Origin of the sequence: Pseudomonas graminis, assembly GCF_013201545.1 — a bacterium.
Classification (GTDB): Bacteria; Pseudomonadota; Gammaproteobacteria; order Pseudomonadales; family Pseudomonadaceae; genus Aquipseudomonas.
The window spans coordinates 4,531,238-4,555,992 of record NZ_CP053746.1 but is presented as its reverse complement, the minus strand read 5'-3'; the positions used below and the strand labels follow the sequence as shown (position 1 = coordinate 4,555,992).

At 59.2% G+C, this 24,755-nt stretch carries 24 protein-coding genes; 7 read left to right on the top strand and 17 right to left on the bottom strand.

All coding sequences use genetic code 11. The features are described from left to right. Nucleotides 1–26 precede the first annotated feature (26 nt). The 4 genes from FX982_RS20490 to FX982_RS20475 all read left to right on the top strand — a co-directional run bounded on the left by FX982_RS20490 (nucleotide 27) and on the right by FX982_RS20475 (nucleotide 6,304). Nucleotides 27–4,646 carry an RHS repeat-associated core domain-containing protein gene (locus FX982_RS20490; RefSeq protein WP_172612294.1) on the top strand — a complete coding sequence of 1,540 codons (4,620 nt, stop codon included), beginning with the start codon at nucleotides 27–29 and terminating at the stop codon, nucleotides 4,644–4,646. A 5-nt stretch (nucleotides 4,647–4,651) separates the two neighbouring features. Then, nucleotides 4,652–5,002: a hypothetical protein gene (locus tag FX982_RS20485; protein WP_172612293.1), complete on the top strand. Its 351-nt coding sequence runs from the start codon at nucleotides 4,652–4,654 to the stop codon at nucleotides 5,000–5,002. 545 nt (nucleotides 5,003–5,547) lie between these two features. Next, nucleotides 5,548–5,898: a hypothetical protein gene (locus FX982_RS20480; protein WP_172612292.1), complete on the top strand. Its 351-nt coding sequence runs from the start codon at nucleotides 5,548–5,550 to the stop codon at nucleotides 5,896–5,898. 91 nt (nucleotides 5,899–5,989) lie between these two features. Further along, nucleotides 5,990–6,304 carry a hypothetical protein gene (locus FX982_RS20475; RefSeq protein WP_172612291.1) on the top strand — a complete coding sequence of 105 codons (315 nt, stop codon included), beginning with the start codon at nucleotides 5,990–5,992 and terminating at the stop codon, nucleotides 6,302–6,304. 161 nt (nucleotides 6,305–6,465) lie between these two features. Here FX982_RS20475 and FX982_RS20470 read toward each other — a convergent pair whose 3' ends face one another. Beyond that, nucleotides 6,466–7,626 carry a cysteine desulfurase family protein gene (locus tag FX982_RS20470; RefSeq protein WP_172612290.1) on the bottom strand — a complete coding sequence of 387 codons (1,161 nt, stop codon included), beginning with the start codon at nucleotides 7,624–7,626 and terminating at the stop codon, nucleotides 6,466–6,468. Nucleotides 7,627–7,832: 206 nt separating this feature from the next. Between FX982_RS20470 and FX982_RS20465 the strand changes: the two genes are divergently transcribed. Further along, nucleotides 7,833–8,294, top strand: coding sequence for an Lrp/AsnC family transcriptional regulator (locus FX982_RS20465; RefSeq protein ID WP_122536251.1), 462 nt, complete (start codon nucleotides 7,833–7,835; stop codon nucleotides 8,292–8,294). A gap of 111 nt (nucleotides 8,295–8,405) precedes the next feature. On the opposite strand, the gene pcsA is transcribed toward FX982_RS20465, so the two are convergent. Beyond that, on the bottom strand, nucleotides 8,406–9,125 hold the full coding sequence (gene pcsA, locus FX982_RS20460) for a phosphatidylcholine synthase (RefSeq protein WP_122536229.1): 720 nt from the start codon (nucleotides 9,123–9,125) through the stop codon (nucleotides 8,406–8,408). Nucleotides 9,126–9,412: 287 nt separating this feature from the next. On the opposite strand from pcsA, the gene FX982_RS20455 reads away from it, so the two are divergent. Beyond that, a complete protein-coding gene (locus tag FX982_RS20455; RefSeq protein WP_122536230.1) occupies nucleotides 9,413–9,742 on the top strand; it encodes a hypothetical protein in 330 nt (109 codons plus the stop codon). Between the two features lie 54 nt (nucleotides 9,743–9,796). Here FX982_RS20455 and FX982_RS20450 read toward each other — a convergent pair whose 3' ends face one another. Both FX982_RS20450 and FX982_RS20445 read right to left on the bottom strand, forming a co-directional pair. Next, nucleotides 9,797–11,791, bottom strand: coding sequence for a peptidase U32 family protein (locus FX982_RS20450; protein WP_172612289.1), 1,995 nt, complete (start codon nucleotides 11,789–11,791; stop codon nucleotides 9,797–9,799). Between the two features lie 122 nt (nucleotides 11,792–11,913). Further along, nucleotides 11,914–12,294, bottom strand: a complete 381-nt coding sequence (locus FX982_RS20445; RefSeq protein WP_172612288.1) for a RidA family protein — start codon at nucleotides 12,292–12,294, stop codon at nucleotides 11,914–11,916. Nucleotides 12,295–12,744: 450 nt separating this feature from the next. On the opposite strand from FX982_RS20445, the gene FX982_RS20440 reads away from it, so the two are divergent. Further along, nucleotides 12,745–13,602 carry an SDR family oxidoreductase gene (locus FX982_RS20440; protein ID WP_172612287.1) on the top strand — a complete coding sequence of 286 codons (858 nt, stop codon included), beginning with the start codon at nucleotides 12,745–12,747 and terminating at the stop codon, nucleotides 13,600–13,602. A 97-nt stretch (nucleotides 13,603–13,699) separates the two neighbouring features. On the opposite strand, the gene FX982_RS20435 is transcribed toward FX982_RS20440, so the two are convergent. From FX982_RS20435 to FX982_RS20375, 13 genes are all read right to left on the bottom strand, one after another. Continuing rightward, entirely contained in the window at nucleotides 13,700–14,542 is an 843-nt protein-coding gene (locus FX982_RS20435) for a DUF3618 domain-containing protein (protein ID WP_172612286.1), read from the bottom strand. After that, complete coding sequence (locus tag FX982_RS20430; RefSeq protein ID WP_172612285.1) at nucleotides 14,539–14,970, bottom strand: phage holin family protein; 432 nt, start codon at nucleotides 14,968–14,970, stop codon at nucleotides 14,539–14,541. The genes FX982_RS20435 and FX982_RS20430 overlap by 4 nt, the downstream gene beginning before the upstream one ends. Further along, on the bottom strand, nucleotides 14,970–15,374 hold the full coding sequence (locus tag FX982_RS20425; RefSeq protein WP_172612284.1) for a hypothetical protein: 405 nt from the start codon (nucleotides 15,372–15,374) through the stop codon (nucleotides 14,970–14,972). The genes FX982_RS20430 and FX982_RS20425 overlap by 1 nt, the downstream gene beginning before the upstream one ends. Beyond that, nucleotides 15,371–15,727 (bottom strand): hypothetical protein, encoded by a 357-nt coding sequence (locus tag FX982_RS20420; RefSeq protein WP_172612283.1) that lies wholly within the window; start codon nucleotides 15,725–15,727, stop codon nucleotides 15,371–15,373. Before FX982_RS20420 ends, FX982_RS20425 begins: the two co-directional genes overlap by 4 nt. A 294-nt stretch (nucleotides 15,728–16,021) precedes the next feature. Continuing rightward, nucleotides 16,022–16,240, bottom strand: a complete 219-nt coding sequence (locus tag FX982_RS20415; RefSeq protein ID WP_172612282.1) for a PLD nuclease N-terminal domain-containing protein — start codon at nucleotides 16,238–16,240, stop codon at nucleotides 16,022–16,024. Between the two features lie 26 nt (nucleotides 16,241–16,266). Then, the gene (locus FX982_RS20410) at nucleotides 16,267–17,502 is read right to left on the bottom strand and encodes a zinc-dependent alcohol dehydrogenase (RefSeq protein WP_172612281.1); all 1,236 of its coding nucleotides are present in this window, start codon (nucleotides 17,500–17,502) and stop codon (nucleotides 16,267–16,269) included. Between the two features lie 210 nt (nucleotides 17,503–17,712). Continuing rightward, on the bottom strand, nucleotides 17,713–17,937 hold the full coding sequence (locus FX982_RS20405) for a DUF2188 domain-containing protein (RefSeq protein WP_172612280.1): 225 nt from the start codon (nucleotides 17,935–17,937) through the stop codon (nucleotides 17,713–17,715). Nucleotides 17,938–17,957: 20 nt separating this feature from the next. Continuing rightward, nucleotides 17,958–20,654: a DNA ligase D gene (gene ligD, locus FX982_RS20400; protein WP_172612279.1), complete on the bottom strand. Its 2,697-nt coding sequence runs from the start codon at nucleotides 20,652–20,654 to the stop codon at nucleotides 17,958–17,960. Nucleotides 20,655–20,729: 75 nt separating this feature from the next. Next, entirely contained in the window at nucleotides 20,730–20,972 is a 243-nt protein-coding gene (locus FX982_RS20395) for a hypothetical protein (RefSeq protein WP_172612278.1), read from the bottom strand. A 142-nt stretch (nucleotides 20,973–21,114) separates the two neighbouring features. Then, a complete protein-coding gene (locus FX982_RS20390) occupies nucleotides 21,115–21,630 on the bottom strand; it encodes a DUF4142 domain-containing protein (RefSeq protein ID WP_172612277.1) in 516 nt (171 codons plus the stop codon). 127 nt (nucleotides 21,631–21,757) lie between these two features. Further along, nucleotides 21,758–22,081, bottom strand: a complete 324-nt coding sequence (locus FX982_RS20385; RefSeq protein ID WP_172612276.1) for a hypothetical protein — start codon at nucleotides 22,079–22,081, stop codon at nucleotides 21,758–21,760. Then, nucleotides 22,081–23,067, bottom strand: a complete 987-nt coding sequence (locus FX982_RS20380; protein WP_172612275.1) for a methyltransferase — start codon at nucleotides 23,065–23,067, stop codon at nucleotides 22,081–22,083. Before FX982_RS20380 ends, FX982_RS20385 begins: the two co-directional genes overlap by 1 nt. Then, on the bottom strand, nucleotides 23,064–24,419 hold the full coding sequence (locus FX982_RS20375) for an iron-containing redox enzyme family protein (RefSeq protein ID WP_172612274.1): 1,356 nt from the start codon (nucleotides 24,417–24,419) through the stop codon (nucleotides 23,064–23,066). Before FX982_RS20375 ends, FX982_RS20380 begins: the two co-directional genes overlap by 4 nt. Between the last annotated feature and the right edge of the window lie 336 nt (nucleotides 24,420–24,755).

Below are 24,755 nucleotides of genomic sequence, written 5' to 3'. Positions count from 1 at the left end.
GACTTGCTGGCCGGCGAGAAGTTTTCATGAGCGCGAATATGGGGACGCGCGAGCCTCAGGTGGCGGTTGTACCGCTTGATCAGATTCAGGTTGAAGACGTTGGTCTTGGCGCGGCGAATGTCGATGCCTGGCTGCAGGGCATCAGCGGCGGGGTCGTTTCGCTTGAACGGATCAAGAGCGTGGCCGGCGGGCTGCCGGTGGTGGGCAACATCATGGCGCTGGTCGATGCGCTGAATGACATCGCTCGGCTGGCGACCAGTGCCAAGCGCGACCCGTTGGACTGGGTCAGTTTGGGCATAAACCTGATCGGCATGGTCCCCATCCCGCCGGGCATGGCGGCGGCACGGATGAGCCTGCGGCCCATGCTTTTTTTGGTGCGTCAGGAGATGCGGCAGGCCGGCAAGATGGTGCTGGGTGACGCGCTGATCGAGATTCTGATCGGGCACCTCAATGCCACCATCGTCGGGACCCTTGATGATTTCGTGACCCAGGCGCAGGGCAAGCTGCCCGGGATTCTTGAGGATGCCGGGAAGCTGGGCGAAGGCGTGCTGCTTCAGATCGCTGCTGGTCTTGAAACGCTGGTTAACCCGGAGCTGAATGCCAAGGGTGATTTGCTTGAGGCGCAGCAGCTGGTTCAGGCCGCAGGCGATCTTTGGGCCTACGATCCTCAGGCGGCGATTGGCAATATTTTTGCGGCGGCTGCGGATGTTTGCGTTGCTGCGGGCAAGGGTGCGGTGAATGGCGCCGTCGAACACCTTGTGCCTGAAGCGGTTAAAAAGGAGGTGGGCAGGCAGGCCAGGTTATTGCGTGACCTGGCTCCTCAGGTTCGCACGCAAATTAAGGGGCTTGCGGATCCCGGGGCTCAGCATTCCATCGCTGCGTTGCTGGTTACCTTGGAGGGTGCGGTCGTCATTTGGCGTGCGCGCAACGGGCATGGGCAGTCTTTCAACATCAAGCCGGGGGTGATTAATCAGGCCAAGCGACGGGCCGGTGAAGGGAAGCTTGAGGTTGTACAGCATGAGAAGCCTGCCAAGGGTCGACCTAACGAGCTCAAGAATTGTGTCTGCGCCTCTACGGCCAACAGTATTAGTTTTGCGATGGGTTCTGAGTCGGTCAGTCATACCGATTTCAGTTTGCCGGGGCCTTTTCCCATTGAGTGGACGCGGACTTATTGCTCAAGTCTGGATGCCTACGATCATGACGTGGTGGGCGCGCGATGGATTACGCCGTTTACCACGCGCTTTGATCTCGTCGGCGATGGTTTGGTGTTTCATGACTCGGATGGGCGTAGTCATGAATTTCCTCTTCCCAAGGTAAAACTCTTTCACTTCAACGCCATTGAAAACCTGACGGTCGTTCGCCTCAGCAAAGATCGGTTATTGCTGATGCGTGGCCTTGAGCACAGGGAAACCTATGTTCGGCGGGGTGATCGTTTTGTACTGATCAGCAAGGTTTTGCCCAATGCAGCCGGGGTGATGCTGCATTACGAGCATCGACATGATGGGCAATTGGTGCTCTCCGAGCTGGTGACTTACTCCGAAAAAGATGCCAACAAAGTCCATCTTCGCCTTGGCACTTTGATTGATGATCAGGGGCGTCTGACCGGCCTGTGGGAAGTTCGTGACGGCGCCGTCAAACGCCAACTTTGCGCGTATCAGTACGACGATTCTGGCGATCTTGTTCTGGCTCAGGATGAGAACGGCGCTGCGTGGCGCTACCAGTATCAAAACCATCTCATTACTCGCTACACCGACCGCACCAATCGCGGCCTGAACCTGCAGTGGCAGGGAACAGGGCCCGACGCCAAGGCCGTGCGCGAGTGGGCGGATGACGGCAGTTTTGATACTCGGCTGGCGTGGGATGAAAACATTCGTCTGACCTACGTCACCGATGCTCTCGGTCACGAAACCCGGCACTACTACGACAGCTTGGGTTACACCTATCGCATTCGCCATGCCGATGGGCGCTCCGAATGGTTCTTCCGTGATGCGGCGAAGAACATCATTCGCCACGTTCACACCGGTGGCAGCACCGACCGTTATCGCTACGACAAGCTGAGCAACCTGACCGAACACACCCGCGCTGACCACAGCGTCATCAATTATGCGTACGACGATAAAAGTCGTCTGATCAAGATCAGCGATGGCGAGGGCGGCTTGTGGAAGCGGGACTACGACCATCGCGGAAATCTGGTCGAGGCGATCGATCCGCTAGAGAACGTTACCGAATACACCTACAACTCGTTTGGCCTTCCTACAGCAATCAAGGACGCCAACGGCAATACAAAGGCGTTGGCCTACAACGACGCCGGACAACTCCTCAAATACACCGACTGCTCGGGCAAGCTGAGTGTTTGGGAGTACGACGAACGCGGCCAAATGGTTCGCTTTACCGATCCGGCCGGGCACAGCACCACGTACGAATACAAGTCAGGCCAGCTTGTCCTGATCAAACATCCGGACAAAACCGAAGAGCGCTTTAGCCGGGATGCCGAAGGCAGACTTCTCGCCCACTCCGATGGCCTTGAACGCTGCACCACATGGCGTTACACCGCCGCCGGTTTTATCGCCGAACGCGTCGACGCCGCCGAGCAAACCTTGCGTTACCGCTGGGACAAACTCGGTCGTCTCGTTGCGCTGGAAAACGAAAACGAACGCCGTGCGCACTTTCACTACGACCCGGTCGGCAGGCTGCTGGAAGAGCGCGGCTTCGACAATCGCTCGACTCGCTATCAGTACGACCCGCAAACCGGCCGCCTCGCCGAAACCATCAACGGCCAGCGCACGATTGCGCTGACCTTCGACCCAGTGGGCCGCCTGACCGAACGCCGTGCCACCCTCGGCGAAAAGTCCCAGAGCGAAACCTTTGCCTACGACGGCAATGGCCATCTGGTCATGGCCACCAACGCCGCCAGCCGGTTGCAATGGTTCCATGACCCAGCGGGCAACTTGCTACGCGAGCATCAGCATTATTCGAATCTGGATAAGCCGCTGGTTGCCGTCTGGCAGCACGAATACGACGCCCTTAATAACCGCGTCGCGACTGTCCGCCCTGATGGACATCGTGTCAGTTGGCTCACCTATGGCAGCGGTCATCTACTGGGCCTGAAGCTCGACGAGCACGAACTGCTTAGTTACGAACGCGATGATCTGCATCGCGAGATCAAGCGGCATCAAGGCAATAACCTTCTGCAAACCCAGCAATGGGACCCGGCAGGACGTCTGCAACACCAACTACTGGGCCGAGCAGACGACAAATCCACGCTTATAAAACGCGCCTACACCTACGACGCCGCCGGCCAACTCACCGACATCAACGACAGCCGCCGTGGAGTCCTTGCTTATAAATACGACCCGGTCAGCCGCCTGCTCGCCGCAACGAGCCGCCACGGCACAGAAACCTTCGCCTTCGACCGGGCTAGTAATCTGCTCGATGACAGCGCCGACCCCGTCCGCCGTCCGTTAGATCCGGAGCCTGTCCGCCACAAACTGATCGACAACCTGCTGCGCGACTACGCCGGCAACCACTACGAATACGACGAACGCGGCAACCAGACAACGCGCTGGACCGACGGCCTGCGCAGCGAACTGCACTGGGACCTCTTCGATCGCCTCGCGCATTTCCGAGATCCGCGCCTCACCGTCGACTTCGGCTACGACCCCCTCGGACGTCGCCTCTACAAACTCTCCAAAGCCCACTACCGCCCACGCCCCGAAGCCGGCACCGGCTGGAACGAAAACGAACACGCCCGCAAAGAGCGCGAACTCGGTTGCGGCTTCACCCTGTACGGCTGGGATGGCGACAACCTGGCTTGGGAAAGCAGCCCTCCGCCCTACGCCAGCGCACTCGGCCGCACGGTCCATTACATCCACGAGCCCGGTACTTACGTCCCGGTTGCCCAGGCCATCCGACACGAGACCATTCGCCTCGTAAGCCAACCGACTTACGAAGGTCGCTACAACTTCAAAGAAGATCCGCTCTGGAACTACAAACCTGTCGCACTGCCAATCGACGCCCTCGCCTGGTACCAATGCGACCACCTCGGCACGCCCCAGGAAATCACCGACCAGAACGGCAACACCGCCTGGAGCGCTCAATACAAAGCGTGGGGCGAAGCAACCGAACAGCGCTCTGAATTCGCACAACAGGTCAACCTGAGCCAACCGATCCGGTTCCAGGGGCAGTACCACGACCACGAGACCGGCCTGCACTACAACCGGCATCGGTACTATGATCCAAGGGTCGGGCGGTTCATCAGCAAGGATCCGATAGGTTATGAGGGTGGCATTAATGTTTACCAATACGCCCCGAATCCCTTGGTCTGGACGGATCCGTTGGGGTTGGCTGCCCATCGTGGTCGGATCCAGGCTCAAGGCGCAAAGCTTGAGGAGTCGGTTGCCTGGAACCAAGATAAACCCCTCACCGCGAGTGAGGCCAAGCAAATGCTGTCTGAGCTGAAGGAGAAACTTAACAAGAAAGATCTTGCTGCCAGGGAGGACGCTTTCAAAAAGGCCATTAAGTACATTGATAATGCGTGCAGATGTGGCGGAGCAGATTCGTATATCAACCATTCGTTTATGGTGAAAGACACCAAACATGAACGGGTGGACATTGAGGTTATCACCGGTAAGGCTTTCGTGGAGTAAAATATATGTTCAACAGCTACTTAGATAACGCGCAGTCCTACGTTGAGCTGGAAAGACATTTATATGAGTTATTTAGTTCGGAGGGGAAGGTACACGGACTGGACATCGGCAAATTTAAAGTACCGTACTGCAATACAAAATTTTCGGATGGGACGCCGTGCCAGGACGGCAACCCAATATTCTCTGCGAGAAATGAGAGTAACGGTCAAATCCTAAGAATAGTGCTTGATGAGGATATCGACACGCTGGTGTCGTATCATGACAAAGAAATGAATTGTGAACTCGTCTTGGTAGGGAAAGTGGCTTTGCTGGATGAAATAAAAAAAGAAATGTGTAAATGGATTAAATCTCAATAATAATTTTTGCATGTGAAATGGCAGTCATGGAATGAAACCGGTTTGGTGAGTTGAAGGGAACGCACCCCTTTGACTCCCTGAAAAATTTTAGTGTGCGGGGATAGCTGGTCGTAGACGACAGGGATAAAGGGGACGGACCCCTTTATCTCGTAGGGACGCAATGAAGAGCGAGCAGCAACACGCCCAGGTTCCGCGAGTAAGCAAGGCGGAGCACGTTCAGCGGGGACAGATTTATTTACAGCGAGGCGCTGTACATAGATCAGTCCTGTCGGACCAAATGGAAAGACTGGTGCGCAGGCAAAAAAATCAGGCGGAGCAGGGCATGTATTTCATGACTAAAAAGACTTACATTATAAACTGCAAAGTTTGCCCAATCGCTTGGCGATTTAATTATTGGGGCTGTTATCGTCTGGCCAAGAAAAGCAAAGCATTATTTTTTTGATAAAAAACAATCGCGACGATTGTGGAGCATATTCATTCCTGCGAAAAACCTGATGGAGTTGGAGTTGAAATAATTACTGGCATGGGGCTAGCGGAGTAATTGAGTGTTTGACGACTACTTAAGAGAAGAGCAGAGCTATATTCAGCTGGAGCAATACCTGTACGATCGTTTCCTTTTAGCGTGCAATGAGGAGGGAACAGAGATAAAAGAGCTTAAGGCGCCTTTTTATAATACGGCTTTCTCAGATGGCACACCGTTCAGAGACGGAAATCCTGTATTCTCCGCACGAAATGAAATCACCGGTAGAATCCTCAAAATAGTTCTCGATGAGGATGTTGATCCATTAGTTTTGTATCTCGATAAAGATATGGGCTGCGAGCTCGTTATCATAGCTAGGGTGGGTTTGTTGGAACGCATCACCGAAAAAATGGCTGAATGGCTTAGAACTCAGTAAGTTTGCCGCAAACAAGCAAGGTAAATAAGGGAAAGCATTTCTTCAACGTTATTTACTGGCCTACAGTTAGTCCGGAGAGGTTGAAAACGTTATGAGTGATGAGTATAGGCTGGTATTGGCAGACGAAAGTATCTGTCAGCACGTCATGGATTTTCTTAAGTCCAGCGCTTTTTACGTTGAACACTACGAGGGATCTGTCTATCTAAAAGATTGGAGCTTGAAAAACGGAGCTCATTACGAGGTGCGTGTGATTCAGGAGGATCGCCATTCGCTTTGGCTTCAGGTCAATCTTAGAACTCCAGCGTTGCATGGCCTGCTGAAGGCAGCGGTAGGAGACGCCCCATATAAATGTCTAGAGGATGGCGATCTCGATCATGAAGTATCGTTACATGATGCATTGGGTTAGACAGAGACGTGATCGACCCTGTCAATTGCGCAGACGAAAAGGGGCGGGGCGCTGCCCTTGAGTTGGCTTGGAACGCAGCCATCGGGGATTGCTTAATTTACGGTGAAGCGTTGTAAATAAATCGGTCCCCTTTCGCTCCACTTTCGCTCCAGCCAGCTCTCTTACCAAAACGTCGCCGAGGGCGCATTCACCTTACCGGCAATCACCGCAATTGCCTTTTCCACATCACCCACTTCGGTATACCGGCCCAAACTCAGCCGCAAGCTGCTGCCCGCCTGAGCCTGACTCAACCCCAGCGCCAGCAACACGTGGGAAACGCTGCTGCTTGCCGAGTTGCAAGCAGAGGTCGAGGACACCGCCAGTTCACTGGCAAGGCTGGCAACGTTAAACCCCGGGCTGTCGATGCAGACGTTCAGGGTGTGGGGAATGCGCTGTTGTGCATCGCCGTTAAGGCTCACGCCGCTCAAGCCGAGCAACCCTTCACGCAGTTGCGCCGACAAGGCGCTGATACGCCTCACTTCCTCGTCCATTTCAGCGCTGGCCAGTGCGTATGCCGCGCCCATGCCGACGATCTGGTGAGTGGCGAGGGTGCCGGAGCGGTAACCCTGTTCGTGACCGCCACCGTGCATCTGCGCCTCGAGCAGCGGCTGTGAGCGTTCGCCGACGTAGAGTGCGCCGATGCCTTTCGGGCCGTAGGTTTTGTGCGCGGAAAAGGACATCAGGTCCACTGGCAGCGTGCTCAGGTCGATTGCCAGTTTGCCAGCGCCCTGGGCGGCGTCGACGTGGAACAGGGCGCCGTGTTCACGGACCCATTGGCCGATGGTGGCGATGTCGGTCACAGTGCCCAGCTCGTTGTTGACCAGCATCAGCGAGACCAGCAGGGTGTCGTCGCGCAGTGCCTGGCGCACGGCGTCGGGGTGAATCAGGCCGCGATTGTCGGGTTCGAGCCAGGTCACCGGGCAACCGGCTTGCTCGAGTTGGCGCACGGTGTCGATGACGGCTTTGTGTTCAATGGTGCTGGTGATGAGGTGGCGGCGGGCGCCGTTGCGCGGGTTGAGCGCGATACCCTTGATCGCCAGGTTGTTGGATTCGGTCGCGCCTGAGGTCCAGACCAGCGCGTCGGCACTGCAGCCCACCAGTTCTGCAACCTGACGGCGGGCCAGCTCAACGGCCTGGCGGGCTTGATTGCCGTAAGAGTGAGAAGAGGAGGCCGGATTGCCGAAGGTGCCTTCGCGGCCCAGGCACGTGACCATGGCCTGGATGACGCGGTCATCCACCGGTGTGGTGGCGGCGTAATCGAAATAGCAAGGAAGTGTTTTCATGGGAATTTCTGCGCTGTCCGTCGTGCAGAAAATACTACTAGCGTCAGGGTGAAAAAAAATTGATTCATCCACGGAGATTTACCGTATTTGTAGAATCTATTTTCGTTAATGGCGTGCTAAGGGGAATATCATTCCCGGCGCTGCTCATTTTGACCTATCTTTATCACTTCCCGGCATATGACAACACTGAGGCCACCGCGCATTCCATGGACAAATTCGACCAGGCCATCCTGAGCATCCTGCAAAACGACTGCACACGCCCGATTGCAGACGTCGCCGACAGTGTCGGGCTTGGCAGCACCGCGTGCTGGCGTCGAGTGCAGAAGCTCGAAGAGCAGGGCGTGATTCGTGGCCGGGTTGCATTGCTTGACCCGGCGCAGTTGAACGTCGCGGTGACAGTCTTCGCCGCGATCCGCACCAACCAGCACAACGCCCAGTGGCTGGGGCGGTTTCACGACCTGATCGCCACGTTGCCCGAGGTGGTCGAGTGCTACCGCATGGCGGGTGACACCGATTACATGCTGCGAATCGTGGTGCCGGACATTGCAGGCTACGACGCCGTCTACAAAAAGCTCATTCAGCTGTCGGGCATCACCGACATGAGTTCCAGCTTCGCCATGGAGCAGATCAAGTCCACGACCCAGCTGCCGCTGAGCTACACGTCGTGAACCTCGCAGCGCGGTGAATTAAAAACACTTGGTCTAAATACCGCGCAAAAAAAACAGCCATACGACGATGGCTGCTTTTTTATGGCTTGGGGGAAGATGGCTTGGGCGAAATCAGACGCGAGCTTTGTCGATCCACTCCATCGAAGTCCGCCAGATGCAGATCCCCAGGAAGTACGCCGACATCGCCAGCCAGACGAACAAGGTTACCGACGCGTTGTACGGGTGGTTCATGACCAACAGGAAGCTGCAGAAGAACCACACGGCGGTGACCGCGATATTAAGGGCCATGAACCGGCGAACCCGGAAGGGGTGCAGGAACTTCATGCGTGTGACGGTCAGCAGCGCCAGACAGATCACGGTGATAAACGTCAGCCACGGCGCCGGGGAAAGGATGTAGACACACAAGGCGACGACGTTCCAGGCGGCGGGGAAGCCCTGAAAGTAGTTGTCCTTGCTCTTCATCTCTACGTTGCAGAAACAGAACAGCGACGACACCAGGATGATCGAGGTGGTCAGCAGCAGGGTATATTCCGGCAGCGGGATGTAGCGGTAAATGAACAGGGCGGGGATGAATACGTAGGTGAGGTAATCGATCACCAGGTCTAGCACGGAGCCGTCAAAATGCGGCAGCACCGACTGCACGTTGAGCTTGCGCGCCAGTGAGCCATCCACGCCGTCGACGATCAGGGCAAACCCCAGCCACAGCAGGCACGCCTTGGGTTGGTTATCGAACAGGGCAATGGTCGCAAGAAAGGCGAGCACCACCCCCGTGGCGGTAAAACCATGGGCGCCCCAAGCCTTGAGCCAGGCGATGCGTTGGATAGGAATCATGAACGGTCCTTCTGAAAATAAGCGGGTTCGGTCGGGTACGGCAGCGGTCGACAGAACCAGAGGTGCATCTATCGACCGGGGATCGGTCGATAAGGTTCAGACGTAGCCCCTACACGGTAGCAGGCGGCGCAGGCTTTCGTTACTCAAATGTGACGCGAGGGCCTCAGACCACGGCGGCGCAGATGTCATTGGTCGGCTGATCGGGAAAGCAGGCAAAATGCTGGCCCCTCGTTCTGACCTATACGTTCAGAATCCGCGCCTTATCAGTCAGTTAGGCAGGGAATCGCATGTCGTTTATCAGGATCGCATTAACCTTCTGCCTCCTCGCCACGGTGACTTCCCAAGCGCTGGCCCGGAGCCCCAGCAAGAACGAACGCGATGTCTGCACCTGGGGCGCCGGAATGGCAGCCACCGCTCAGCGGTACAAACTGTCCGGCCTGACGCTGTACGGCGCTCGCAAGAAAATGCAGGCCCAGCACTTTGCGCAGCAATGGATGCGCATGAGCGCGCTGGGTATCACCGAGCAAACCTACGACAGCCCGTCGCGGCTGCGGCCGGAAAGCGTCAAACAGGTGTATTACGAAGGCTGCATCAAGCACGAAGTCGCGCGGCGCTGATCCATCGCGCCGCAGCCCGAAGGGGCGCAGCGCGACAAGCAGGTCGATCCAGAATCAGTGCGGCGTGCGGGGAATGGTCTTCAGCAGGTCCGCCGGGCTGATATGGCCCACCACCTGGACGCCGCTGCCTGGGTGCGGCAGTCCGAGGATGTGGCCTTTGATCTTGCCGATCACGTGCATCTCGCACGGCTTGCAATCGAACTTCAGCGTCAGCACTTCATCGCCATGCACCAGCTGCATCGGCGCCACCTTGGTGCGCACGCCTGTCACGCCCTTGGCCTGCTTGGGGCACAGGTTGAAGGAGAAGCGCAGGCAGTGTTTGGTGATCATCACCGGCACTTCGCCCTTTTCTTCGTGGGCCTCGTACGCGGCGTCGATCAGCTGCACGCCATGACGATGATAGAAATGCCGCGCCTTCTCGTTGTAGACGTTGGCCAGGAACGACAGGTGCGCCTCGGGGTAAACCGGCGGCGGCGAGGTCTCCGGCTTGCGGGCTCCGCGCGGATGCGCCTGGATGCGAGCGGCGGTCAGTTTCTCGATAACCTCACGGCGCAAGGCCTTGAGCTGCGAGTTCGGAATGAAGAAAGCCTGCGGCGCGTCCAGCTCGATGGCGGTCGCGTGGTACTCAGTGGTGCCGAGCTGGCCGAGCAGGTCGTGAAGTTGCTCCAGCGCCTGCTCCGGTTTATTGGCAACGCCAAACGGACCGTTCAGCTCGACGCGGGCGCTGATGCCTTCTTCGCTGGTGGCGACCAGCTCCAGACGCTCTTCTCGCAGGCGCGCGACCCATGACAAACCGATGCGGCGTTCGGCCGAAGTCTTCTGCAAGGCCTGCTGCCAGTTGTGATCGAGATTGCGGCTGAGGGAATGGTTGGGCCGCAGTTGCAGGCCTTTGGGCATCTCGTTGGGTTCGACGCGGTAGCGGTAGCGCTTCTCGCCGTCTTCCTCGAACTCGCCCTTGGGCTCGGCGATGTTGGCGCGGAAACCCACCACTTCGCGCTTGACCAGCACATTGAGGCCGTCGCCGTTGGACAGCGGCTCGTGGGTCACCACCTGAAAATCACGCTTGCCGACTTTCTCGACCACGCCGACCAACAGGCCGGTAAAGGTCGGCGAATCGAAGGCACCGATGTCGATCTTGCGGTCGGTGACGAAGTAGTCGGTGCTGCCCCGGTGGAAGGTCTTGTCCGGGTCGGGCAGGAAGAAGTGCGCGGTGCGGCCGCTGGAGGCGCGGGCCAGGTCCGGGCGGTCTTCCAGAATGTCGTCCAGACGCTGGCGGTAATAGGCCGTAATGTTCTTCACGTAGCCCATGTCCTTGTAGCGGCCTTCGATCTTGAACGAGCGCACGCCGGCGTCTACCAGTGCGCGCAGGTTGGCGCTCTGGTTGTTGTCTTTCATCGACAGCAGGTGTTTTTCGTAGGCAACGACGCGGCCCTGATCGTCTTTCAGCGTGTAGGGCAGACGGCAGGCCTGGGAACAGTCGCCACGGTTGGCACTGCGCCCGGTGTGCGCGTGGGAAATGTTGCACTGACCGGAGAAGGCCACACACAACGCACCGTGAATGAAGAACTCGATGGCAGCATCGGTTTCGTCAGCGATGGCGCGGATTTCCTGCAGATTCAGTTCACGGGCCAACACCAGTTGCGAGAAGCCGGCCTGATCGAGAAAGCGTGCGCGCTCCAGGGTGCGGATGTCGGTCTGGGTACTGGCGTGCAGCTCGATGGGCGGAATGTCCAGCTCCATCACGCCGAGGTCCTGCACGATCAGTGCGTCGACGCCTGCGTCGTACAGCTGATGGATCAGCTGGCGTGCCGGTTCCAGCTCGTTGTCGTGAAGGATGGTGTTGATGGTGGTGAAGACGCGGGCGTGGTAGCGGCGGGCGAACTCGACCAGTTGGGCGATTTCGCTGACGTCGTTGGCCGCGTTGTGGCGCGCGCCGAAGCTCGGGCCGCCGATGTAGATCGCGTCAGCGCCATGCAGTATGGCCTCGCGGGCAATGGCCACGTCGCGGGCGGGGCTGAGCAATTCCAGGTGATGTTTGGGCAGAGACATATGTTTTTAGTCGGCACGGTCACGGTCAAGGCGCGCATTGTAGCGGCGAAACGCTTGAGCGGCACCCGTCTGCTGCCCGATGGCGCCTGCGGGTGGAGCGGGGCGCCAGAATCACCGCGTGATCAGGCTTTGGCGGCCATCGCCGTGACTTCCACGCGCATGCCTTCGACGGCCAGCGCGGCAACGCCAACCGCAGCGCGCACAGGCCAGGGTCTGGCGAAAAAGCGTGTGTAGACTTCGTTGAATGCGGCGCGATCGGCCATGTCGGTAAGGTAGATGGTCAGGTGCAGGACGCGGTCCATGGAACTGCCGGCCCTTTCCAGCGCCACTTTCAGCGCCTGCAGGGTGCATTCGCTCTGCTCGACGATCCCGCCCAGTTCCAGACTGCCGTCGGCGCGGGTGGGGATCTGTGTTGAAACCAGCAGACCGCCGAAACCGGCGACGTCCGAGGAGATCGAGTCGGCGTCTGGGTCGGGCGTGAAGGCGATGTCGTGATTGGCCATGGGGGAGGTCTCTTCAACGAGTAGGTGGATGACGGGCCGGGAAACGGCCGGCGGTCATGATGTCCGACTCGGAAGGGAAAAGGGAGGCTTGACAGGGTTTCAGCCGCCCGGTTCGACACGGGACCCGATCAGAACGCTAGCGGATGGACCAAGGGGGCCAGCGCACAAAAGCGAGCCGCCCTCACGTTATCTCTGACGTGAAGGCGGCTCCGGGGGGGTTGTCAAATCGGCGGATTCAACGTGTTTGAAAGTAGCAGTGGGGTATACCGTTAGCTAGCTATCATTTCGCAATACAGTATTGCCGATGCGGAAAGAATCGAGCTCCCTCATTGGCACATCGTGCGAAACCGCCCAGTGCGATCGCTGCAAAAAACTCCGAACTCATCCCCCGGTCGTTCAGTCCACCCTTAACGCTGACCGTTTGCGTTGGACTATTTCGAGGAGAGCCCCATGACTGATTACCCGAAACCGCCTTTCAAACCTCAACAGCAAACCGTGCCTGGCGATCAGAGCAGAATGGACCCTTACCCGGATTGCGGCGAGACCACCTACAAGGGCTCAGGCCGCATGAGCAACAAGATCGCGCTGATCACTGGCGGCGACAGTGGCATCGGCCGCGCCGTGGCGATTGCCTATGCCCGAGAAGGCGCCGACGTGGCGATCTCGTACCTCGACGAGCACGAAGACGCCAAAGAGACCGCGCGCTGGGTGGAGGAGGCGGGTCGTCAATGCCTGCTGCTGCCGGGCGATCTGGCCGAGAAAACCCAGTGCCTGTCTATCGTCGACGAAACCGTGAAGAAATTTGGCCGCATCGACGTGCTGGTCAATAACGCGGCGTTCCAGATGTCCCACAAAACCCTCGAGGAAATCCCTGACGAGGAGTGGGTGAAGACCTTCGATATCAACATTACCGCGATGTTTCGCATCTGCAAGGCCGCCGTGCCCCACATGGCCGCGGGCAGTTCGATCATCAACACCAGCTCGGTCAATTCCGATTCGCCGAAACCGACGCTGCTGCCCTATGCAGCCACCAAAGGCGCCATCGCCAACTTCACCGCCGGCCTTGCCCAGTTGCTGGGTGAGCGCGGTATTCGCGTGAACAGCGTCGCGCCCGGCCCGATCTGGACGCCGCTGATCGTGTCGACCATGACCGACGAAGACGTGAAAAGCTTCGGCGAAGAAACGCCACTTGGGCGGCCGGGTCAGCCGGTTGAAGTCTCGCCGATCTATGTACTGCTAGGCTCCGACGAAGGCAGTTATATCTCGGGGACACGTTATGGCGTGACCGGCGGCAAGCCGATCTTGTAACGGCTCCAACCGCTGCGCATACCTGCTCGGCGAGTAGCGCGCATGAAAAGGGGCTGCCAACGCAGCCCCTTTTTTTTGTCTCTCGTTGCATTCGCCGTCAAACGCCTTTGGCAGTGTTCTTTAGGTCGTCGGCCATGTTCTTGCCGGCGTCCGACACCGTTTCCCATGTCTCGCTAACCGTCGCCTTGGCTTTCTGCGCGAGGTTGTCACTGGCCTTGCCAAACGCCTTGTCTTCCTTTTCGGTGCTCGGCAACGCAGCGCCGAGGGCCGCCCCCAGCGCGATGCCCATCGCGGCGAGCGCCAACGGTTGCTCGCGCAGCATGTACTCGAAGGTGCCTTGCAAATGACGACCCTGACGTAGAAGCGCTTCCTGGGCATTGCCGGCTGACGATGACAGCGTGTTTTTCATCGCCGCCGTCTTTTCGCTGGCCTGATGCTTGAGATCGTCCAGGGTGTGGCTGGCGGACTCACCAAACTGCCCGACCTTGTCGCTGGCCTGGTGCGCCGATTCCCGTGCGTGATCCGTCGCGCCGCTGAACGTCTCGCTCACGCTCTGCGCAGCACCGCTGAGCTTCTCGCCCAGTTGCCCGAACATTGACGCGCCACCGCTGCTGCCTGACGTATGGCCGGGCTTTTGATTCTGCCCAAGCATCAGCCAGGAGATGCCCACCGTGGTCAGCAGCATCGGCATCGGGTTGTTCTTGATCGAGGTGCCGAGGTTGCCGAAAAACTCGCCGCCGTTTTCCCGGGTGAATGCCAGCGCCTGATCGATCAGTTGCCCGGGGGACAGCTTGCTCTCCAAGGCGTCGACCAGGTTTTCAATGTTGGCCCTGCGCGCATCGATGTTGCGCTCGATCGCGTCCGGGCTTTTCGCCAGGAGCGGGTCGGGGATGTCGCGGTTCAGTTCATCTTCGCTGGCAAAGCTGCTGTCGATGCTCATGAGACTTTCCTCTGAATAGCGTCTTTGTCCTTGCTGAGCGAGTTCATCGTGCGCTCAGGGGCCAGTTGGGTGGCTTCAAGGTGTTTCTTGCCGGATTGCACCATCAAGTAGCCGACGAGCATTGCCGCCACGCCCACGATCAGCGCGGCCAGCCAGGGCGCGACAACCATCGCCAGCGCATAGACGGCGGCCAGCAGCAGGATCACCAACCCGGCCATCATGATGACCATGCCGCCGGCGAGGGCCGCGGCTGCCGCTTTGGCAGTGGCGACCGAGGTGCGGATTTCGGCCTTGGCCAGCGCAAGTTCTTCGCTGATCAGCGCCGGGACTTCGTGGGCCAGCTGGCGGATGAGGCCAAGGGCCGAGGTGTCGGTGTCGCCGTTGTGGCTGGCGGTGCCGCGCGGCGGGAGTTCAGAATTGATCGACATTAGAATTCTCCTCGTGGCGCGGGCTTGTCTGGCGCGGGCGTTGATGTGGAAGCAGGGCGGGTTGCCGTGCCAGGGTCAGCATTAAAACTGCCCAGTTCCGCGCCGGATTGCTGAATCCCGCCGTCAACATCTGTGGCGGCTGAACCCTGGGCGGTGGGGTTGTGTGGGGCCAGTGGATCCGGCGTCTGGATCGGTGTGCCGCGGGAGGCAGCACCTTCGTACGGGTGACGAGCATTCAGACCTTCGTCTTCGCCTGCCTTGAAGCCGCCATCGCTTTCCCCTGAAGGGTATTGCGGCGAGTCGGGGGCGGAGGACGACGTGGACGAGGTCGACGCCGTCAGGTCCGGGCTGCTGGCGCGGAAGAATCGGGACAGCCCGAAGCCCACCGCAACACTGCCGGTCACAACAGCGCAGGGTTTTCCCGTGCCAGACGACCCGCCTGCTGCAGCATCTCCTCGGCGCTTTTGCCGCGCATGCTCGTCGCGAACGCGCTCAGGCTCTCGGCGATGTCGCTGATGTAATGGGAGATGCCCAGGGTGTCCTTGTCCTGCAGCTCTTCCGCCGCAGCGCTCGCCGTTTTCGCCAGGTTTTCGATCTGCTCGGCAGCGCTGTCGCGGTAACTGCCAAACTGCTCGGTGCCATGTTCGCGGGCCGTGCCGAGCAGATCCTTCGCGTTGTCTTGCAGAGTGTGCAGCGCCTCGCCTGGAGACGCGGGGCGCGGTTGAGCGCCTGCGGTGTCTTCGCTGAATGTAGGCATTTGATCATCATCCTTAAATCAATCGGGACATCATTCGCGGCAAAGGCACACTCGGGGACGGGCGCGCCTGGCCATTCCACGCTGCATGGAATCTGCGCGCTGTGTAAGGGTGGAGGGGCTTGGCGAAGCGGGAGTTCGGGGGCGGAGACGAACGGTTGCACGGTTGATCCGAATGAGGGAAACGTGCGGGGATAATCGAGCACGTCAGTGCGCAGGTCGATTCAAGTGAGGGGAAGGGCGCAGAAAGCAAAGGCGCGCGATCATTGCGACCGCGCGCCGGATCAAAGGCCAGCCTCAGCCCTTGCTGTGCTCGTTGGACGTTGGCGCTTCGGCGATCCCCCGCGGCCCCGCGATGCCCCAGATAGCGACGCCGATGACCGGGAAGATAAGGATCAGCACCGCCCAGCCGATCTTGGTGCCGGACGATTTGGTGCTGCGCCAGACACTGGCGATGGCCCACACGTCGACCAGAAGGATGATGACCGCCAGGGCGATCGAGAAGAGCGTTTCCATTGCGTGTACCTCTTTTGCGCGAGCGGTTACACGGCAGGGATGCCGGTCACCGTCTGGGTGCCAGTGGCGGTTTCAGTCAGAGGGATTTCAGGGCTGCCGGGGGTCAGGATGACCTTGCGGCAGTCTTCCTGTTTCTTGTCAAAAATCTTGTAACCCTCGGCGGCCTGCTCCAGGGACAGGCGATGGCTGATGATTGCTTCCGGCGCGAGACGGCCGGCTTCGATGTGTTCGAGCAGTTCCGGCAGAAAACGCTGGACATGGGTCTGGCCCATTTTGAAGGTCAGGCCCTTGTCGAAGGCATCGCCGAACAGGAAGCCGTGAATGAAGCCGGCGTACACGCCCGGCACACTGACCACGCCGCCACGGCGAACTGCCGCGATGCACTGGCGCAACGCCTTGCCGCTGCTGCCCTCCATCTTCAGGTTGGTCAGGATGGTTTCCGTGGTGCTGCCCTTGGCTTCGAAACCTACCGCATCGACTACGCCGTCAACGCCGCGCATGCCCTTGGTCTGACGGATGATGGTGTCCGCCGGATCGTCGTCTTCATCGAAATTGATCGGAATCACGCCATAGGTCGCCTGCGCGTATGCCAGGCGGTAGGCGTGGTGGTCGACCATGAAAATCTGATCGGCGCCTAGCATCCGGGCCACGGCCGCTGCCATTAAACCTACAGGCCCGGCGCCGTAGATGGCGATGCTCGAACCCTGGCCGATGCCGGTATTGAGGACTGCCTGATAACCGGTGGGCAGGATGTCGGAGAGGAACAGCACTTTCTCGTCCGACAGCGTGCCGGGGACCTTGAACGGGCCGGTGTTGGCTTTGGGCACGCGCACGTATTCGGCCTGGCCGCCCGGGATGCCGCCGTAGAGGTGGCTGAAGCCAAACAGCGCAGCCCCTGGCGGAATGGCCTTCTTGTTCATGATCGCGCCGCGACCGGTGTTGGTGGTCTCGCAGGCGGCGTACAGGTCCATGTTGCAGAAGAAGCATTCGCCGCAGGCAATGACAAAGGGAATCACGACCCGGTCACCGCGCTGCACGGCGCTCACGGACGAACCGGTGTCTTCGACGATGCCCATGAATTCGTGGCCGAAAATATCGCCGTGTTCAACGGTGGGGATCTTGCCGCGGTACAGGTGCAGGTCAGAACCGCATATCGCCGTGGCGGTCACGCGCAGGATGATGTCGTCAGGTTGCTCGATGACCGGGTCCGGAACCGTGTCGACTTTCACATCATGGGCGCCGTGGTAGGTAAGTGCTCTCATTGTGGTTTTTCTCCGCGATTAAGAATGAACATCTAAATAGCGGAGCAGGCCACGAGGGGTTTAGTTCAGGTCATAGCAGAAGCGGGGGGATTAGCGGTAGGTAAATGCCCCGTCAGCCCTGCCACGGGCCTTCCCGGCCAAAGCCGGTCCTGCCGAACGGCGTATCCGGAGGACCGGCTCTGGCCGGGAAGAGGCGAGCTGGACGCGATCTCAGCCCTTGGTTTTGGTAGGGTCGGCGCTGCGTGGGTAGGTGCGCTCTTCCTGAATGGTGCCGTCCTCCTTGTGAATCTTCAGCGAGGCTGTCTTGCCGTCGAGAAATTCACTTGCCGCACTGATGATTTCAGCCTTGGTGTCGGCGGTTTTCGACGCGCGGGCGGCGCCTTCCCGGGTCAGCGCCCAGCCATTCTCGGATTTTGTGATGTGGTAGTTATCCATAGCATTCTCCAGTTGATGAATCATTTAAGGCCGACGCGCTTGCGCATGTCTGCCGTGATGGTCTGTCGGGTTTTGCCCAGGTCCGCCCAGGGGTCGCTGTCGAGTTCGGCGAGGCGTTCGTGGACGGTGTGGATGTCCCAGGCGTTTGCACCTTTGATTTCCAGCAATTCCTCGCGGTAGATCGGCACTGACACCGGCAGACCCTCCCGTGTGCGCACCGAGTACGCGCAAATGGTCGTAGCGCCGAGGCCGTTGCGCAGGTAATCGATGAAGATCTTGCCAATGCGGTTCTTCGGCCCTGACACCGCCGAAAACCGCTCCGGCAGCAGCCTGGCGATGTGCTTGACGATGGCGTGGCTGAAGTCCTTCACGGCGTCCCAGTCGGCCTTCGGCGTCAGCGGTACGACCACATGAATGCCCTTGCCGCCGCTGGTTTTCAGGAACGATTTGAGCCCCAGTTCATCCAGCACGGCGAGCGTCAGCTGCGTGGCTTCCACCATGGTTTTCCAGGGCAGCGCCGGATCAGGGTCTAGGTCGAGAATGAAACGGTCCGGCCGCTCAAGATTCTTGGCGACCGCGTTCCAGGTGTGCAGCTCCATCGTGCTCATTTGCACGGCGCCGATCAGCGCCTCAACGTTGTTGATCAGCATGACCGGATGGCCGGTGTATTCCTTGCCCATGGTCTCGATGCCGGGGATGGCGAGGCGGTCGGCGTTTTTCTGGAAGAACAGTTCGCCGCCGATGCCCTCCGGCGCCCGCACTAGCGCGACGGGGCGTTGGGCCAGTTGCGGCAGGAGCCAGTCGGATATGCGGACGTAGTAATCGGCCAGATCACGCTTGGTCGCGCCGCTGGTGGGATCGATCACCCGCTCGGGGTGGGTCAGGCGGATCTTGCCGGTTCTGGTATCGGCGGCGTCGGATTCACGCGGACTCTCTTGCGCTTTGACAGGTTTGGATGTCTTCGCGCGCTTGCGTGGGGGCGCAGGTGTTGGCGTGTCTTCCAGCTGCTCTTCTGGCACGTCTGACGCCCGCGCGGACTCCGACGATTGATCGTCAGAAGGCGCCGACGCCGGAAGCTCTTCGGTGATGGACTCCGCAGGTTTGTCGGTGCGCAGGCCATGGAACACCGCGTGGCGCACCGATCCTTCTTTGGTGATCTCGGCGAAGGCGACTTCCGCCAGCAATGCAGGTTTAAGCCAGTGCACGCCTTTGGCCTCGAAACCGGTGGGCGGATTGACCGCCGCGGCCTTCTTCGCGTGGAGCGGTGTCAGCTGGTCGTAAATCGTGCCCAATGTCGCTTCATTGAAACCGGTGCCGACTTTGCCGGCGTACCGCAGCTCGCCACTGTCGGCGTCGTGCAAACCCAACAGCAACGCGCCGAATTTGCTGCGTGCGCCCTTCGGATCGGTATAGCCCACGACAACGAATTCCTGGCGACGTTTGCACTTGAGCTTGATCCAGTCACCGCTGCGGCGCGACACATAAGGGCTGCCGGCGCGCTTGCCGATCAGGCCTTCCATCTTCATCTGGCAGGCGCTGTTGAGCAGGACTTCCGGTACTTCGGCGAAGTCTTCGGAGTACCTGAGCACCTCGTCGTCCGTTCGTTCGAGCACCTTGGACAGCGCGGCGCGGCGCTGTTCCACCGGCACCTCACGCAGGTCCATGCCATTCAGAAAGGGCATGTCGAACAGGTAATAAATGATGTTGCCGCTGCGGCCGGCTTCGAAGGCATTCTGAAGGGCCTGGAAGTCAGGCACGCCGTCATCGTTGGCGACGACCATCTCGCCGTCGAGCCAGGCCGACTCAAGAGCCAGACCGGCGATGGCCTCGGCCTGGCGCGGCAGTTTGTGGGTCCAGTCATGGCCATTGCGGGTGAACAGCTGCACCTTGCCGTCGGCGACCCGAGCCATGACCCGGTAGCCGTCGAATTTGATCTCGTAGCGCCAGTCGCCTCCAGGGGCAGATTCCACCAAAGTGGCCAGTTCGGGCTTGATGAGATCCGGCAGCTCGGCGGGCTCGGCGCCCACCAGCTGCGCCTTGGCGGATTTTTTCCGAGGGGCGGGGACTTTCTCCACGGGCTTTGGCTTCTCAGCCGTGGACTTCGCCGACTTGGCAGACGCTGGCTTTGCGCCGCGCTTTCTGGGAATCAGGGTGCGCTCGCTGAGCACGCTGTCGGGCAGCGCCTTGACCACATCGTAGTCAGCTTCCGGGCGGGCGAATTCGTCCTGATGCTTGATCAGAAACCACTGTTCCTGCTTGCCGGGAATGTGGGTCTTGACCAAGTTCCACACGCCGCCAAGCTTCTCACCCAGCAATTCAAATTTGAGCTTGCCCTTGGCATAGGCGTCGGCAGGGTCGGAGAGGGGTGTCCACACACCGCGGTCCCAGACGATGACGTCGCCCGCACCGTAATGCCCCTCGGGAATGTTGCCCTCGAAGGTGGCGTATTCAACGGGGTGATCCTCGACGTGCACCGCCAGGCGTTTGGCCTTGGGGTCCAGCGACGGACCTTTGGGCACTGCCCAGCTTTTCAGCGTGCCATCGATTTCGAGGCGGAAGTCGTAATGCAGGCGTGATGCGTCATGCTTTTGAATACAGAACTGCAGGGCGTGCGCAGCCTTCCTGGACGAGGCGCGTTTTTTCTTCGTGTTGCCTGACGGCTCAGATGTCGCGTTGAAATCGCGCTTGCGGTTGTATTCGTCCAGTTCGGCACTCATGGAAATCCCTCACACTGCGGCATGTGTCTATTAAACCCAGAGTGCGGGGCACTCGCAGAGTTCCGGTCATAACGCTCAGACAACTCCACGCTGCTCAGTCGCTTCCGCCAACATTGCCAGGGTTTGTTCCATGTCCAGAATGGAGGCTTCCAGGGTCGCGAAACACTGGTTGATGCTCTGTTTATCGTCCACGGTCTGGTGCCCGGTTAATTCCGTGACTTCAGATAGCTCCAACCTGAACAATACGTTCACGCTGCCTCGAAGTTCGTTTAATTGGTTGAGGACAACAGCCATTTGATTGCGGGTGGCATTGCTCATGTCGGGCCTCACATTGGAGTGGCGCGTAGTAGGTCGGGCGTGTAGTGCAATGCCCCTATGACAGATATGAAAAAGGCAGAGTCTCTGGACCCTGCCTTTCTCAACTAAACATTCGAGCCGCCTGTGACAGGCGTGATCCGAATTATTTGGCAGCGTCACCACCGTGCGCCTTGGCCAGGGCTTTAGCATGGGTCAGATGCTCTTCCAGCTTTGGCAGGGTCGCAGTCGCAAATGCTTTCAGATCAGCGTCTTTGCCTTCAGCCGCTTCTTTCTTGAACAGCGCGATGGTTTGTTCGTGAGCAACAACCTGGTTGTTAGCATAAGCCTGGTCAAACGACTTGGCGCTGCGCAGTTCGAGGATCATCGCCTTGGCTTTGTCCATCAGCATGGCGTTGTCGGAGACTTCCAGCTTTTTGGTGTCAGCAATGCCCTTCAGTTTGGCGTTCGCTGCGGTGTGATCTTTGACCATCATTTCTGCGAAGGTTTTAACGTCGGCGGAAGTGCCTTTTTCTATCGCAAGCTTACCGGCTTCGACTTCTGCCACACCTTTGGCGGATGCATCTTCAACAAAGTCATCATTGTCCTGCGCCGCGAAAGCGCCTTGGCTGCCAACAGCCATCAACAATGCGAATGCAGAAGTCTTGAATAGATTTGTCATCGTGAAGTTCCTCTTCTTTTAAAAGTGACGCGGGGTAAGTGCCCGTATTGTTTCCGACTGGAAGCAACGGCCAATCGTTCAGAGAATTTTTAAAAAACACCGCGGATGGGCAAGTTGCGGCGTCCGGTCAGGCGTCTTGCTCTTCCAGTCCCTCAAACCAGTTCCGGTAGGGCGTATTGACCGCCTTGTAACGGTTGAAGTCGGGTGTGCCATCCGACCACCAGACCGGCCCGCGCTCACCCAATGCAATCTTCGCTGCGTTGACCGAGGCGCGTGCCGCCTTGAGTGCGGCAGCGTCCTCGGCGCGTTTCGCGGCTTTGACAGCCTGCCGAGCCTTTATCAGGTCGTTGACCCACGATTGGCGCTCTTCCTCGGCAAGTGCCGGATTGCTACAGCGCCACAGCTGGCCCTTGACGACAAAATAGCGACCGTCCGGCGTGGTCGGATACATCACTGGATTCGCGTGACCGTCAGCACCACCGCCGCAATGCGGTCGGCCTCTTGATAGGTCTCGGTTTCCAGCTCTTCACCAAACACATCAGGGTCCATCTCGCGATAAGACCAGGCGAGGTCAGCCCGGTCGATGAGCTTGCGCGCCTGCTCAAGGAAGAGGTCGACCCCATCGACCGAAGGCGCACCGGTGTACAGCAACACGCTGCCGCCCGGCGCCAGTCGTTCGATGGCTTGGGCGAGAATACGCACGGACAGTTGCGAACCCAACTGATCGCCTCCGTGGCGATAGGCGCGCTCCTGACTGTCCTTCATGTACGGCGGATTGGCGACGATCAGGTCGAATTCGCCTGTGGTGCCCGACAGGATATCGCTGTGATACGCGACCACATTATTCGCCTTGGCCAGTGATGCGTTGACCGCGGTGAATCGCAGGGCCGTCGGATTAATGTCGACCGCGAGCACCTGAGCATCCCGCCGGGCACGCCCGATGAGGATCGCGCCGACGCCACTGCCGCAGCCGATATCAACGGCGGTACGAATGGGATGCGTCGAGGTACGCAAGTGCTCTTCAATGGCTTGGGCGAAGCGGTAGGTGTCAGGGCCGAAGAACACCGAATCGTGAGCCACGGTAGGAAAGGCGGAGTGCACGAACAGTAAGTCGTCCAGGCTCGACCAGCGTACTTCGCTGGCCCACATCCCGGCGTGGGCCCGTAACACCCCGGCGGCCAGCAACGTTTCGAGTTCGGATTCGTCCAGTAAGCCCGTTTCGAAAGGGCGGCTCCAGCCGAACACATCCCGCAGGCTACGCGCCTTGCGGTTCTGCTCGCGCCCGTTGACCCGCTGATGGGTCAGCGGTGTAACGGTCATGAACCGATAACCCTCTGACTGGAGGCGTTGCCCCAACTGCAGCAGGGCGAGGTCGTGGTTTTCGTCTGTCGTTTCCAGCGTATCGAACGTGCTCTCAAGCGCAGTCTGGGTGCTCATCGTGTCAGGCTTCCTTGCGCCAGCTGGCGGGCGTAGATACGGGTCGCCGCCAGACCTTCCGGCGTCGGGTGAGCGTCGGGCGCGATCAGCTCGACCAGTTTCTCGAATGGCAGAGAAGAGGCGTTACGCGGCTGTGGGGCGTCATTGCTCCCCACATGGCGACGACGGAAGCGCGTGCGGAACGGGTTGCTCTGCTCCGACGCCTGCCAGTCGCCAGCGATCCAATCCTTCAGCAGCTGCATTTCATAACCGCTGAACACACCGAACATCACTGCACCGGGTCCATCGATCAACTGCCAGAAACGGCTGTCCTGCGGGTCCTGGTTGCGCTTGATCCAGCCACGGTCTTCCAGCGCGCTCAATAACTGACGACTCTGGCCTGGGGTGGCAAGCCAGTCATTGATCGTGCGGCCTTCGAGGCGGCAGTAATCGGAATGCATGTGCTGGCCGAAGGTGCTCTTGGTCTCCAGCATCGAGACCACTTCTTCTTCCAGATCGAAGGCGCGGACGATGTCGGTCGAGCCAATCCCCAGATCGTTGAGCAAATAGCCGGCGCGCAGACGCTTGAGGAATTCATCCTTGCTGTCGTCATTCGGCAACAGATCCAGCACCGCCTGCACGGCCTTCTGGGCGTGGCCCGAGCTGGCGTTGTCGATGGTCACGTGCAGGGTGAAGTAATAGGGATCGATACCCAATTCACTCAGCTCGAAAGCGGTGATCAGCAAATGCAGCGGCAGTTGCTCGTAGCCCAGGTTGTAGCCGAGCACTTCCGGCAGGAACTCGTCGCTCAAATGACCGAGGCCCAACTGGATGGCGCCTTGCAGATACAGGGCATCGTCGAGGGGCGCGATGGGGGCACAGTCGTGTTCAGTCAGCAGGTTGCGGTACAGGACCACATGGTTCAACGCAGGCTCGCCGTCACCCAGCTCTTCGAGGTAGGTGCGAATCAAGCCATGGTAGCGCCAATCCTCCGCATGCTTGACCGTGCCATACAGCCAGGCGCCGTCCACCAGCTTGCTTGGCGCGACGCTTTGCAGGAAATACAGCGCGTGAGCTTTGTTGGTGAAGAATTGTCGAGGCCCGCCGGCGCGGCGTTCCTCCAGGTAGACGCGGTAACGCTCGGCCACCGCATGACTGTTGCTGGCTACCCAGGTGGACAGGTCGTTCAAGTCAGCAGGCAGGTTCGACGGCAGCGTTTTCGCGATTTCCAGCTGCTCCTGGAGAAAATCACGGACGTTATCCCGCTCTGCTGCCGCCTGTCCGCGCAGCAAACGGGAGTACAGCGAGTAATGGGCACCGGTGGATAGGTGCGCCGTGGCAGAACGCTCGGAAAGTAGCTGTAAAGAGGTCATGGGTAGCCTGCTGACTTTTCTTGATATGTAGGTCAGAGAGAAGCAGTTCCCGAAAATTCCATCGAGTTGCAGCACAGTCGATGATCGACACTTGCGCCAGACGAAAGGCCTGAATTCTCGATTCGATCGACTACTGAATGCACACCGATCGTACAGGACAGGCAACCAACATCTCTCCAAGTCTCAGCCCGGCACATGGCGCCGATACAGGCGGTTAAAACGCAAAGTCCGAGCAGGCGCAAAACTAACCGGACGGTTCATTTCATTTGATCTGCTGCCCAGCGGCGCGAATAATCCCCCGCACACTCGCCAGGCTCGGGCCCTCATTCAGGTGCC